The 13241-nt window shown below is 46.4% G+C and carries 11 protein-coding genes; 9 read left to right on the forward strand and 2 right to left on the reverse strand.

Annotated elements, in window-relative coordinates:
• Positions 1-87: 87 nt before the first annotated feature.
• Positions 88-984, reverse strand: a complete 897-nt coding sequence (locus tag ACWA50_RS05955; RefSeq protein ID WP_431050702.1) for a DMT family transporter — start codon at positions 982-984, stop codon at positions 88-90.
• 191 nt (positions 985-1175) lie between these two features.
• Here ACWA50_RS05955 and ACWA50_RS05960 point away from each other — a divergent pair, with 191 nt between their 5' ends.
• The 5 genes from ACWA50_RS05960 to ACWA50_RS05980 all read left to right on the forward strand — a co-directional run bounded on the left by ACWA50_RS05960 (position 1176) and on the right by ACWA50_RS05980 (position 6648).
• A complete protein-coding gene (locus ACWA50_RS05960; protein ID WP_431050704.1) occupies positions 1176-2276 on the forward strand; it encodes an ABC transporter ATP-binding protein in 1101 nt (366 codons plus the stop codon).
• 31 nt (positions 2277-2307) lie between these two features.
• Positions 2308-3663 carry an ABC transporter substrate-binding protein gene (locus tag ACWA50_RS05965; protein WP_449343123.1) on the forward strand — a complete coding sequence of 452 codons (1356 nt, stop codon included), beginning with the start codon at positions 2308-2310 and terminating at the stop codon, positions 3661-3663.
• A 101-nt stretch (positions 3664-3764) separates the two neighbouring features.
• Positions 3765-4643 carry a carbohydrate ABC transporter permease gene (locus tag ACWA50_RS05970; protein WP_431050708.1) on the forward strand — a complete coding sequence of 293 codons (879 nt, stop codon included), beginning with the start codon at positions 3765-3767 and terminating at the stop codon, positions 4641-4643.
• A gap of 3 nt (positions 4644-4646) precedes the next feature.
• A complete protein-coding gene (locus ACWA50_RS05975; protein WP_431050710.1) occupies positions 4647-5480 on the forward strand; it encodes a carbohydrate ABC transporter permease in 834 nt (277 codons plus the stop codon).
• 64 nt (positions 5481-5544) lie between these two features.
• The gene (locus ACWA50_RS05980; RefSeq protein WP_431050712.1) at positions 5545-6648 is read left to right on the forward strand and encodes a Gfo/Idh/MocA family protein; all 1104 of its coding nucleotides are present in this window, start codon (positions 5545-5547) and stop codon (positions 6646-6648) included.
• 51 nt (positions 6649-6699) lie between these two features.
• Here ACWA50_RS05980 and ACWA50_RS05985 read toward each other — a convergent pair whose 3' ends face one another.
• The gene (locus tag ACWA50_RS05985; protein ID WP_431050714.1) at positions 6700-7500 is read right to left on the reverse strand and encodes a sulfite exporter TauE/SafE family protein; all 801 of its coding nucleotides are present in this window, start codon (positions 7498-7500) and stop codon (positions 6700-6702) included.
• Positions 7501-7740: 240 nt separating this feature from the next.
• On the opposite strand from ACWA50_RS05985, the gene ACWA50_RS05990 reads away from it, so the two are divergent.
• From ACWA50_RS05990 to ACWA50_RS06005, 4 genes are all read left to right on the forward strand, one after another.
• Positions 7741-9417 carry a solute:sodium symporter family transporter gene (locus ACWA50_RS05990; RefSeq protein WP_449343124.1) on the forward strand — a complete coding sequence of 559 codons (1677 nt, stop codon included), beginning with the start codon at positions 7741-7743 and terminating at the stop codon, positions 9415-9417.
• A 180-nt stretch (positions 9418-9597) separates the two neighbouring features.
• On the forward strand, positions 9598-11043 hold the full coding sequence (locus tag ACWA50_RS05995; protein WP_431050718.1) for a sulfatase-like hydrolase/transferase: 1446 nt from the start codon (positions 9598-9600) through the stop codon (positions 11041-11043).
• A gap of 118 nt (positions 11044-11161) precedes the next feature.
• Entirely contained in the window at positions 11162-11758 is a 597-nt protein-coding gene (locus ACWA50_RS06000; RefSeq protein ID WP_431054304.1) for a Crp/Fnr family transcriptional regulator, read from the forward strand.
• 198 nt (positions 11759-11956) lie between these two features.
• Positions 11957-13111, forward strand: a complete 1155-nt coding sequence (locus ACWA50_RS06005) for an anaerobic sulfatase maturase (RefSeq protein WP_431050720.1) — start codon at positions 11957-11959, stop codon at positions 13109-13111.
• Positions 13112-13241: the final 130 nt, after the last annotated feature.

Here is a 13241-nt window from a genome sequence, read left to right on the forward strand (position 1 = left end):
GATGTCTTATGTTTATCGTCGATATTAAAACATTTTATGTGCATTGTCAGGTTAATATTGCCACTGGTAGTAGAATAATCATCCGCTTTATCCCTTTTGCTTTTTTAATGCGACGGCACAACCGACGATCACAATGACGGCAGCGAGCATTTGATAAAAATTAAGCGTTTCGTCTAATAATAAATAAGCCATCACTGCCGCGGAAATCGGAACCAGCAATTGAATCATATTGAAAGCAACAATGCCTTGTTGCTGCATGATATAGAATGCCATGAGCATGCCGATCAGAATGCCGTAAATCCCTGACAACGCCAACCCGGACAATAACCCTCCGCTCACGTGCCCAAGTTCAACAATTTTGCCGCTGTACACTGCGATAGATAAAAAAATCAAACCGGACAGCATTGCGGTCATGGCGCTGATCACCAGGGTATGCAAGTGTTTGGCGAGGCGTTTAACGATTAAATTTTGTAGGGATTGGATCAGGATTGCGATACTCAGGAAAATAGCGCCGCGAATAAAGTCGCTGCTGTTATCGTGGCGCCCGGCATAAAAAATGAATAAGAACGAACCGATTATTGCCGACAGCGCGCCAAGGTAAAAAGTGCGGTTTTTCAAGCGCTGCCGTTCATCGGCATAAAAAATTGCCGCAATAAAAATCGCAAGCGGCATGGCTAATACGCCAAAAATACTGCCGGTTAAGGCGGATGTTGCTTGGATTCCGTTGATAAAAAAGTACATATTGCCGCTCATAAATAGCGCTAACAAGAGCAAGCCGAGCATAAATTGCGGGGCTTTGCCTATTTTTTGCCATTCATGGCGAAATTTGAAGAGCACGATGAAGAGGAGGAATAGTCCGCCGGAGAGAAAACGAACCGCATTGTTATTGATGGTCTCAAACTGTAGGCTCATATAGCGCATAATCGGAAATCCGATACCCATCAGCAGAACATAGACCATCGTAAATAGAGAAGGTGCGATCATCGGGGCCTCAAATTATTTGCAATCAATTGTTAAAATTGTGATCGAGATCGTTTTATTTTTCGCTAACATAAGACATCATATGTCTAAGCAAATTTAGATGTATGATGTCTTATGTTTTTGGATTTATCTTAAACCATCTTTCTGCTTTTGTCAGAAAAAGAGTGAATAAATACACGAATAAAGGAAACCCAATGGCAACGCTAGCATTAAATCATATTTACAAACGTTATAACAACGGTTTTGAGGCGGTACAGGATTTCAACTTGGAAGTCGCTGATAAAGAATTTATTGCATTAGTCGGTCCTTCCGGTTGCGGTAAGTCGACGACTTTGCGCATGATTGCCGGTTTGGAAGATATTTCCGAAGGTGAATTTTATATCGATGATCGCTTGGTTAATGCAGTCGAAGCCAAAGATCGCGATATCGCGATGGTGTTTCAATCCTATGCGCTGTATCCGCATATGAGTGTCTACGACAACATGGCGTTTGCATTGAAGTTGCGCAAAATGTCGAAAGCGGAGATTGATCGCAAAGTGAGAGAAGCCGCCGCCATTTTGGGCTTAGAGCAATTACTGGATCGCAAACCGAAAGCCTTGTCCGGCGGACAGCGGCAACGGGTTGCCCTTGGGCGGACGATTGTACGTTCGCCGAAAGTGTTTTTAATGGATGAGCCGTTGTCCAATCTGGATGCCAAGCTGCGCAGCAATATGCGCGCGGAAATTATCCGCATTCATAAACAACTGAACGCCACCACGGTGTATGTCACCCACGATCAAACCGAAGCGATGACGATGGCGGATCGGATTGTGGTGATGAACGCCGGGGTGGTGAAACAAATCGGTTCGCCGAAAGCGATTTACGATCATCCGGATAATCTGTTTGTTGCCGGCTTTATCGGCTCGCCGACCATGAATTTTATCCACGGCAAAATCGAGGATGGTTTTTTTATTACCGAAGATCATCAGCGTCTATGGATTCCGGAGGAGATATACCGACAGTTGAAAGCGCAAAGTGCGGTTGGTAAAGCGGTGATTCTCGGTATCCGTCCGGAAAATATTTCCAATGAACCGTTGCTGTTGGGCAGTTATCAAAAAGCGATGATAACCTCGCCGGTGCATGTCGCCGAACTGTTGGGGGCGGAATATATCGTACATACCGCCATCGGCAAGCAGGCGATTAAAGCGGTGGTACATTCGCGCCAGCAGATCAAAATGGACGAAAACATCAGTTTGGCGTTCGATATGAAACGGGCACATTTTTTTGATCCGCAAACCGAGCAATCGCTCTTATAACCAATCATGATTTATTGATAAGGAGTATTTTATGAGATTCAGAAAAATCATCACGGCAGCTGCTTCGGTTGTGCTTGCCGCCTTTATGTTAAGCGCTTGCGACGATAACAAAACCGCAGCCGGCGACAGTGCGGCGCCGATGGCAAACAATGGCGAATTGGCGGGTAATATCACGGTGTGGCATTCGTTCACCCAAGGCCCGCGTTTGGAAGTGATTCAAGCGGCGGCGAATGATTTTATGCAGCAACATCCGCAAGTCAAAATCAAGATCGAAACCTTTTCTTGGAATGACTTCTATACCAAATGGACCACCGGTCTGGCTTCCGGCAATGTGCCGGATATGAGTGCCGCACTGCCGAATCAGGTGGTGGAAATGATCAATGTCGGTGCGTTGCAGCCGGTAAACGATTTAATCGACACCATCGGACGGGACAAGTTTTCTGCGGCGGCGATTAACGAAGGCACGCTTGAGAATCATAACTACTCGATTCCACTCTATTCGCACGCACAGGTAATGTGGATTCGTAAGGACTTGTTAGCACAAAACAATCTGCAAGTTCCGCGCACTTGGGATGAGCTCTATCATGCCGCCAAAACCTTGACCAAAGACGGCGTGTATGGGCTGTCGGTGCCGATGGGAACGAATGATTTTATGGCAACCCGCTTCCTGAATTTTTATGTCAAAAGTGGCGGCGGTAGTTTATTAACGCCTGAATTGAAAGTGGATTTGACCAGTCCGCTGGTGCAAGACGGGATCAAATATTGGGTGAAAATGTATCATGAAACCTCGCCGAAAGATTCGATTAATTACAATGTGTTGCAACAGGCAACGCTGTATTATCAAGGCAGAACCGCATTTGATTTCAATTCCGGCTTCCAAATCGGCGGCGTTCGGGCGAATTCACCGCAATTATTAGGCGAGATCGACGCTTATCCAATCCCGAAAATCAATGCAGGCGATCCGGATTACGGCATTGAAACCTCCAATATTCCACTGGTCGTTTGGAAAAACAGTAAACATCCCGAAATCAGCAAGGCCTTTATCGAAACCTTGTATCAAAAAGATCGTTATATCCAGTTCCTAAGCTCGGTGCCGGTCGGCATGCTGCCGGCGATCAGCGGAATTTCGGATGATCCGGCGTACAAAGACAATCCGATAATTAAACAGTTTGCCCATGCGGAACAGGTGATTGAAAGTGCGGTCAAAACCGGCACGGCAATCGGTTATGAACATGGGCCGAGCGTGCAGGGCGGTTTACTGACCAACCAACATATCATTGAAGCCATGTTCCAAGAGATTGTAACCCATGGTACGGATCCGATGGTGGCGGCACAAAAAGCAGAAAAACAACTCAATGAGCTGTTTGCCACGGTGACGGCACAATAGACGCTCCGGGGAGGGGCGGGCTTCGGTCTGCTCCAACCCACCTTCATCACCGTTCCTTAATCTGATTTCCAGTCCTAACGTGACAGGAAAGGGGGCTACTTATGTTTCAAAAAAGCTACACACGCTGGATCTTTGTGCTGCCGGCAATGATTGTAGTTTCGGCACTGTTTGTTTATCCGTTTCTCTCCAGTATTTTTTATAGTTTCACCAATAAAAATCTGGTAATGCCGTCCTATACCTTTGTCGGTTTTGCTAACTATAGCGCAGTATTGAATGATCCCAATTTTTGGTGGGCATTTCTCAATTCGATTAAATGGACGGTGTTGTCGCTGGTCGGGCAAGTATTAATGGGTTTTGCACTGGCAATGGCATTACATCGTATCCGTCATTTGCAATGGCTATACAAAATTTTGCTGATTATTCCGTGGGCGTTCCCGACCATTGTCATCGCCTTTTCTTGGCAGTGGATTTTAAACGGCGTTTACGGCTATTTGCCGAATATGATCGTCAAGCTGGGTTTGATGGATATTGCGCCGAATTTCCTCTCCGACAGCACTTGGGCATTCGTCAGCTTGGTTTTTATCAATATTTGGTTCGGCGCACCGTTGATTATGGTGAATGTGCTTTCTGCGCTGCAAACCGTGCCGGCAGAGCAGTATGAAGCGGCAAAAATCGACGGCGCCAATGCTTGGCAGGTATTCCGCCATATCACGCTGCCGCATATCAAAGTGGTGATCGGTTTATTGGTGGTGCTGAGAACGGTGTGGGTGTTCAACAACTTCGACATCATCTATTTAATCACCGGCGGCGGTCCTGCCAATTCCACCATGACCTTACCGATTTACGCCTACAACATGGGCTGGGGCACCAAACTGTTAGGGCGTTCTTCCGCCGTCACCGTGCTGCTGTTTATCTTCCTGCTGTTAATTTGCTTTATCTATTTCAAAGTGATTAACCGTTGGGAAAAAGAGGGGGAATAAGCAATGAAAAAGAAAAAATCAATTTTAGGCGATCTGTTGTCGCACGCGTTCTTGGCGGTTTCAACCCTCGTCGCGATTTTCCCGTTAGTCTGGATTGTGATTTCCTCGATTAAAGGCAAAGGCGAGCTCACCGGCGATCCGACCCGTTTCTGGCCGAAAGTGCTGACCTTGGATTACTTCGATAATGTCATTAATAACCTAAATTTTGCCGTCAATATTAAAAACAGCTTGTTTATCGCGCTGGTGACCACCTTGATTGCGATTATTATCTCCTCGATGGCAGCATACGGCATTGTGCGCTTTTTCCCGAAACTGGGCGCGATTATGTCGAAATTATTGGTGACAACCTATATTTTTCCGCCGATTTTGCTCGCCATTCCTTATTCGATTGCGATGGCGAAAGTCGGATTAACCAACACCACCACCGGGTTGATTATCGTCTATCTCTCGTTCAGCGTGCCGTATGCGGTTTGGCTGTTGGTCGGCTTTTTCCGTACCGTGCCGATTGAAATCGAAGAGGCGGCACGGATTGACGGGGCGAATAAATTTACCGTGTTTTTTAAAATCGTATTGCCGCTGGTGGCACCGGGCATTGTGGCAACCGCGATTTATACCTTTATCAATGCGTGGAACGAGTTCTTGTATGCCCTGATTTTGGTCAATGACACCAGCAAAATGACGGTTGCGGTCGCTTTGCGCTCGCTGAACGGCGCGGAAATTCTCGATTGGGGCGACATGATGGCGGCGTCGGTATTAGTCGTTGTGCCGTCGGTGCTGTTCTTCTGCTTTATTCAAAACAAAATCGCCGGAGGCTTATCGGAAGGTTCGGTCAAGTAAATGTTAGCTGTATTAAATTTAAAAACAGTAGGTTAAATATATTCTTAATATTAGGAGAAAGAAAATGATCAACTATGCAGTGATTGGAGTGGGGTATTTCGGCGCCGATTTAGCCCGTATTATGAATAAACTGGATAATGCCAAGGTGACGGTGGTTTATGATCCGGCGAACGGCGATGATATTGCCAAGGAATTGGCTTGCGATCACGCGCCTAGCCTTGAGGCCGCTGTCAGTCGCGCCGATGTCGATTGTGTCATTGTCGCCACCCCGAACTATTTGCACAAAGAACCGGTGTTACTGGCGGCAAAACATAAAAAACACGTTTTTTGCGAAAAACCGATCGCTTTAAGTTATCAGGACTGCGATGAGATGGTGCGTGCTTGCGAGCAGAACGGTGTCACCTTTATGGCGGGGCATATTATGAATTTCTTCAATGGGGTGCAACACGCGAAGGAATTGATTCAGCAGGGGGTAATCGGCAAAGTGTTGTATTGCCACTCGGCAAGAAACGGGTGGGAGGATGAGCAACCGAGTATTTCTTGGAAAAAAATCCGTGAAAAATCCGGCGGGCATTTGTATCACCACATCCATGAATTGGATTGCGTGCAGTTTATTATGGGCGGTATGCCGAAAACGGTGACCATGACCGCCGGCAATGTTGCTCACCGTGGCGAACGATTCGGCGATGAAGATGATATGTTATTTCTTAATTTGGAATTTGACGACAATCGTTTTGCGGTGTTGGAATGGGGTTCCGCCTTCCGCTGGGGAGAACACTACGTGCTGATCCAAGGCGAAAAGGGCGCGATTAAACTGGATATGTACCATTGCGGCGGCACGTTGCGCGTAAACGGACAAGATTCCCATTTCTTAATCCACGAAACGCAGGAAGAGGACGACGACCGCACTCGGATTTACACCGGCACTTGCATGGATGGCGCAATTCAATACGGACAGCCGGGCAAACGCACCCCGTTGTGGTTAAATTCGGTCATGCACAAAGAAATGCAATATCTGAACGATATTATGCACGGCATGACCCCGAGCGCGGAATTTACCAAGCTATTAACCGGCGAAGCAGCCCGTGCCGCCATTGCCACCGCGGACGCCTGTACCAAATCCCGCAATGAAAACCGTAAAGTGGCGTTGGACGAAATTGTCGGTTGATCAATATCGGAGCGCACTTTGCTAAGATTGGCGCGGTAAAGTGCGCTTTTGTTACTTGGTTAAATGAATCAATAACATATATGCGGCAATGATTAATAGAATATAACCGAGTAGTTTTCGAGCAAGATCCGGTTTTAAAATCCCTCTGATTTTCATCGATAAGAAACTGGTCAGGAAAGAGCTGAGTACAACGATGATGACGATTGAAAAGCTGACATAACCCACTTGCCAGATGTGATCGAGGTGAAACGGCGGTTGCTTGGCGAGGTAGCCGTAAAGGCTGCCTAAGCCGCCGATTACCATCAAATAGTTACTGTACGGGGCGATTTGATATGGTTTGATACTGCGCAATTGTCCCAAGAGCGGCGCCATGATTGAGCCGCCGCCGATACCTGTCATGCCGGCAATGGTGCCGCCAAACAAACATAGCGCAGTCCCTTTGAGGTTTTCATTTGCATTGCTTTGCGCCGTTTGCATTTTGGGCGGGATAAATATGGTTTTGAGTGCGAGCAGGGTCAATGTGCCGACGAATACCCCGATAATGATATTGTCGATTAAATAAAAACTGGCTTCAAAACCAAATTGTACGCCGATAATCATACCGAATGACCAAAATAAAACCGACTTCATATTTATTTTAATTTTTTGCTGATAAAAATAAATTAAGTTAATTAATGCCGTACCAATCACAATGGTTAATGAAGTTGCCGCAATCATTTGCAGTGGGAAAGACGGAAATAAGGTATAGAGAATCGGCACCATTAATACCCCGCCGCCAATCCCAAAAACCGCCGACATTAAATTGGTGAGCATTCCGCATAAAATTAAAATACCAATCAGTGATACGCCCATAGTAAAGCCCTTATTACTTTTTGGCTTATTATGCCGATGAAAAATAAAGCCGCTTTATGATCATGCTCATATCGGGTTATATTTTTTTGGAGATTTTTTCCATTTTTTATCTTTTATTGGAAACTGTGATCGAACTCACGATAGCGCTATGATAATTATCATAATGCCGGCGAGGCGACTGTATTATGCTAAATCCGTATCTTATTCAGATACCTTATTTGATGAATATCGGAGGGTAATATGTTCCTTACAATCGTGAGTTTTCTTCTTGTTACAGGGATTGTCGGCTATATTTCGTGGCAAAAAACGAAAGGCGATGATTTAACAACCTCAAAAGGTTATTTTCTGGCAGGGCGTGGTTTAAGCGGATTAGTGATTGGTTGTTCAATGGTGTTGACTTCATTATCTACCGAGCAGTTAATCGGGGTTAACGCGGTTTCCTATAAAGGCAATTTCTCGATTATTGCTTGGACGGTACAATCGGTGATCCCGTTATGTTTCTTGGCACTGTATTTATTACCGAAATATTTGCGTAACGGTTATACCACGATTCCGGAATTTTTTGAAAGCCGTTTTGACCGTCAAACACGCTTAATTATGTCGGGATTATTCTTGGTATTTTATCTGTTTATCGTCATTCCGACCGCACTTTATACCGGTGCGATTGCCTTCAATAAAATCTTTAATTTAGAAGTGGTATTCGGGCTCAGTTATGGCGAGGCGATTGTCTATACCGTGATGGCGATAGGCATTGTCGGCGCAATTTATGCGATTTTCGGCGGTTTAAAAGCGGTGGCGGTGTCCGATACGCTAAACGCCATTCTTTTGGTTATCGGTGCATTATTAGTGCCGATTTTTGCTTTAGCCCATTTAGGCGACGGCAGTATCAGCGAAGGGGTGAGAACCATCACCACCACTCATGTGGAGAAATTCAATGCGATTGGCGCTGCAACTGATGCGGTGCCGTGGCCGGCGATTTTCACCGGGATTTTAATCGTGAATTTCTTCTATTGGACCACTAACCAAGCAATCGTACAGCGGGCGTTGGGGGCAAAGGATTTGCAATCCGGGCAAAAAGGGATTTTGATTGCGGCATTATTCTTGCTGACCTTGCCGATTATTTTAAACTTGCCGGGCTTGCTCAGTTTCCATATCTTCGGCGATACCTTAAATCCGATGGATACGTCTTATCCGGCACTGGTCAGTAAAGTGTTGCCGACGGCATTGCAAGGCTTCTTTATTGCGGCGTTGTTCGGCGCGATTTTAAGTACCTTTAACTCGTTCTTAAATTCTGCCGCGACCATCTATTGCAAGGATTTATTGCCGTCGCTCAGCAGCAAAGTGCGGTCAGACCAAGAATTGATCACCTATGCGAAAAAAGTCTCGGCGGTGATGGCGGTGCTGACCATGATTATCGGACCGTTATTGATGTTCGGAACCGATGGCATTTTCTTATTGACCAAACGTTTTGCCGGTTTCGTCAATATTCCGATTGTCGCTTTGTTTGCGGTCGGGTTGTTTAATAAAACCGTATCGGGGCTGGCGGCAAGAATCGCCTTATTGTTACACGTTATCTTATATTTCTCGATTGTTTGGGTGTTTAAAGTTCAGATTAATTTCGTGTATGTGATGGCGGCGTTGTTTGTGTTCGATGTGGCGGTGATGTTGATTTTGGGGCAGTTTTTGAAACGCGAGCCTTATCAAGACAGCAGCGTAAACCGCAGTGATGTCGATTTAACCAACTGGAAATACGTGCGCGTCACCGTGGCGTCATTAGTGCTTGGGTTAATTTCGCTACACGTGTTACTCTCTCCGTTAGGTTTGGCTTCACCCGACGGACAGCCGTTATTGGTATTGGCTGTGTATGTCGTATTGCAAGCGGTCTTGCTGGTGGTAATGCGAAATAAACAGGCGTAAAACATCACATTATTAATCCATAATGCGGGCATTCTTTTATCCGACAGCGACCGACGGTCGCAATCGGTTAAGCATTGATGAAAGGCTTTGCCTCTCTGAAGCAGCCGCAAAGCGGCTGATCTATGCGTAAGCTAGTACGGCTTTGCCGTGCTAGGCTAAATCACCAAACATGAGGTTGTAATGAATATTATCTATATTTTACTGGATCAGGTGCGCAAGGATATGTTGGGCACATACGGACATCAAATTGTCAAAACCCCCAACCTAGACCGACTTGCCGAACAAGGCATTCGCTTTAATAATGCCTTTACCCCGGCTTCCGTTTGCGGCCCTGCACGCACCTCGTTATTCACCGGGTTAATGCCGTCTACGCACGGCATTATCAAAAACGGCGAAAAAGGCGGCACTGGTGAAATCAGCCGCCAAGCGCCGAATATCGCCAATCTTGAGGGTTATAACACCTATGTTGTCGGCAAATGGCATGTCGGCACAAAATCCGTACCGGAAGATTATGACATTCAGGGGCATAATTTTGACGGCTACGGTTATCCCGGCAGCGGAGTGTATAAAAACTTGGTGTTTAACCAACCGCCGACCCATTCCAATCGTTATCACGAATGGCTGTTGGAAAATAACCACCCGATTCCGGAAGTCAGCAACGCCTATTTCGGCGACAACCCGCACTTACGGGTGCAGGAACTGTGCGGTTTATTGTCCGGCACAAAAGAACAAACCATTGCGTATTTCATCATTGACGAAGCGAAACGCTATATTCAGCAATCGTTGGAACAAAACAAGCCGTTCTTTACTTGGATTAACTTCTGGGGGCCGCATACGCCGTGCATTGTGCCGGAGCCCTATTATTCGATGTACAGCAAAGACGATGTGGTGCTGGACGACAGTTTCTTCAAACCGTTGGAAGGCAAGCCGGGACACTACCGCACGATTTCCAAAATGTGGGGCATGTGGGAAGCGAGCGAAGATCATTGGAAAGAGGTGATCACCAAATTCTGGGGCTATATCACCCTGATTGATGATGTGATCGGCGATTTATTCGCCTATTTGCACGCCAACGGCTTGTATGACGACACCTTTATCGTGGCAACCGCCGATCACGGCGATGCGATGGGCGCACATCGCATGATTGAAAAAGGCGAGTTTATGTTTGACACCACCTACAACATTCCGATGATTGTCAAAGATCCGCAAGCGGCGCGTGTCAATCGGCAAGACGACAACTTGATTTATCTGCATGATCTGACTTCGACGGTGTTCGATATTGCCAAACAGCCGATTCCGCCGGCATTTCACGGCGAAACCCTGCTGCCGATCACGCGCGACGAGAAAAGCAACGCCCGCAAAGGCGTATTGGCGCAGCTGGCGGGACATTTTGTCTATTTTGAACAACGGATGTGGCGGCGCAAAGATTACAAATTGGTGTTTAACGCCACCGATTTATGCGAGCTGTACGATGTGAAGCAAGATCCGCAAGAGCTGCACAATCTGTTTTACGATGAGCGTTACCGTGAGCTGAAAGCGGAAATGTTGGAAGAAATGCGAGTGGAAATGAAAAAGCTGGGCGATCCGTTGGAAAATTGGGTGTATCGGATTATTAACGAGATCTAGCTCAAAAAAACGAAAAAAAGCAAAGATAGAGCAGATGGAAATCGTTGTTTTGTCTTTGCTTTTTGTTAAAAAGCAGTCGAGAATAAAGCGATGTCCGGTAAACGTTGTGAGGAATATGATGGATAAAAAACCTATTTTGCCGACCGCACTTTCTTATTGCCAAGTGATTCATCTGCACAATTTACCCAAAGGGATGAGCGTATATGAGCAGGGTGAAGTGGCGCAAGAGTTTTATTACGTTAAACAGGGCTTGATCGGGCTGTATCATATGTTGGATAACGGCAAGGAGAGCTTGGTGCGTCTGTATCGGCAGGGCGACTATTTCGGTTTTCGCACGCTGTTCGGTTTGGGCGACAACCAGTATCATTGCAATGCCAAGGTGCTGATTGAGGCTGAGATCGTTCGCATTAAGCCGCAAAGCCTGGAATTGTTTTTTCTGCATAATTCGGAAATGACCAAGTTCTTATTGCAAACCTTAGCCAATGAATTGCGTGATGCGGAGCAGAGACTGGTAAAAAGCGCTTATCTGCGCACGTTGGATCGGGTGATTGACAGCTTATGTTTTTTAACCACCAATTTCCCTTATTACAATTGGACCTATCGTGAAATTGCCGAGTATGCCGGTTGCGAAACCGAAACCGCGATCCGTATTGGCAAAGAGTTAAAGCAAAACGGTTTGTTTAGCGAACTGTTGCCCAATCATAAAGCGAAATAGCGTTCCCTGAATGAATTTAAAGGGCGTGGGAAGTGCGGTTTTTCCTTCTCCCTTGATGGGAGAAGGTGTCCGCAGGACGGATGAGGGTGAAATAACCGCACTTTACCCCTCATCCTGATTTTCGCTTCTGAACGAAGCAAAAATCTGTCCTTCTCCCACAAGGGGAGAAGGATAATTCAAACTAAACAAGGACGCAGTATGTCATTTTTTGCCCCGCAAGCGCATTTTCATTTAATGGCAAAACCGAGCAGCTTTCACTGTAATATTCAGTGCGAATACTGTTTCTATTTGGAAAAAGAGCAGGATTTTGGCAAGAAAACGCCGTTCATGTCGCCGGAAACACTGAAAAATTACGTTAAAAATTATATCGAATCGCACAGCGGTGATCGGGTGGAATTTGCTTGGCAAGGCGGCGAGCCGACCTTGTTGGGCTTGGATTTTTTTAAACAGGCGGTGGCATTACAACAGCAATTTGCCAACGGCAAAATCATTACCAACGCGTTTCAAACCAATGGCATTGCCTTAAATCGCCAATGGGCGCAATTTTTCAAACAGCACCAATTTTTAATCGGCTTGTCGATTGACGGGCTCAGTGCGGTGCATAACCGTTACCGCCTTGCCAACAACGGCAGTCCGACCTTTGATAAAGTTTTGAATGCACTGGAATTATTAAAAGCCTACCACGTGGATTTCAATACCCTGACGGTGGTCAACGATCAAAATTGGGATAAGGGAAAAGAGACTTATCAAGCGTTAAAAGCCTTCGGTTCAACTTTTATGCAGTTTATTCCGATTGTAGAGTGCGCACAGACCGAACAGGCGCCAAAGTGCGGTCAAACCACCGCGTTTTCCGTGCCGCCGGAGGGATACGGGCGCTTTTTATTCGATGTATTTCAAGCGTGGCAGCCGCAAGATGTCGGGCAAATTTTTGTATTGGAGTTTGAGAATTTATTGGGGCAGTGGCTTGGCTATCCGTCCGGCAGTTGCGTACATCAGCCTACCTGCGGCAACTCATTGGTGGTGGAAGCGAATGGCGATGTGTACAGCTGCGATCACTATGTGTATCCGCAATATCAAGTGGGCAATCTGAATCAACAATCGCTGCGCGAGATTGTGCTGTCGCCACAACAGCGCCAATTCGGAGCAAACAAACAACAGCAACTGACCGCACTTTGTCGCCAATGCGAATTTTTGCCGTTGTGTCAGGGCGGCTGCCCGAAACATCGGATCGTAGCCGTCGAACAAGAGCCGAATTTGCACAACTATTTATGTGCCTCATACCGTTATTTTTACCGCCAAACCGCGCCCTTTATGCAGCAAATGCGGCAACAGATTCAGCAATCGAGACAATAAAAAACCTTTCTCCCTTGGTGGGGGAAGGTTGGACGGCTGATAAAGTCTAATTTCCCGCCCTCCGCATGCGGAGGGCGGTGTCCGAAGGACGGATAACCGTTTAAACCGCACTTTTATTATTAGGAGACAA

The organism is Testudinibacter sp. P17/SS/0325 (assembly GCF_053570765.1).

What these genes read in the sequence shown, in the direction of transcription:
- ACWA50_RS05965 (WP_449343123.1), top strand. Translation starts at nt 2,308, where the DNA reads ATGAGATTCAGAAAAATCATCACGGCAGCTGCTTCGGTTGTGCTTGCC.
- ACWA50_RS05995 (WP_431050718.1), top strand. Translation starts at nt 9,598, where the DNA reads ATGAATATTATCTATATTTTACTGGATCAGGTGCGCAAGGATATGTTG.
- ACWA50_RS05980 (WP_431050712.1), top strand. Translation starts at nt 5,545, where the DNA reads ATGATCAACTATGCAGTGATTGGAGTGGGGTATTTCGGCGCCGATTTA.
- ACWA50_RS05985 (WP_431050714.1), bottom strand. Translation starts at nt 7,500, where the DNA reads ATGGGCGTATCACTGATTGGTATTTTAATTTTATGCGGAATGCTCACC.
- ACWA50_RS06005 (WP_431050720.1), top strand. Translation starts at nt 11,957, where the DNA reads ATGTCATTTTTTGCCCCGCAAGCGCATTTTCATTTAATGGCAAAACCG.
- ACWA50_RS05955 (WP_431050702.1), bottom strand. Translation starts at nt 984, where the DNA reads ATGATCGCACCTTCTCTATTTACGATGGTCTATGTTCTGCTGATGGGT.
- ACWA50_RS05960 (WP_431050704.1), top strand. Translation starts at nt 1,176, where the DNA reads ATGGCAACGCTAGCATTAAATCATATTTACAAACGTTATAACAACGGT.
- ACWA50_RS05990 (WP_449343124.1), top strand. Translation starts at nt 7,741, where the DNA reads ATGTTCCTTACAATCGTGAGTTTTCTTCTTGTTACAGGGATTGTCGGC.
- ACWA50_RS05975 (WP_431050710.1), top strand. Translation starts at nt 4,647, where the DNA reads ATGAAAAAGAAAAAATCAATTTTAGGCGATCTGTTGTCGCACGCGTTC.
- ACWA50_RS06000 (WP_431054304.1), top strand. Translation starts at nt 11,162, where the DNA reads ATGGATAAAAAACCTATTTTGCCGACCGCACTTTCTTATTGCCAAGTG.
- ACWA50_RS05970 (WP_431050708.1), top strand. Translation starts at nt 3,765, where the DNA reads ATGTTTCAAAAAAGCTACACACGCTGGATCTTTGTGCTGCCGGCAATG.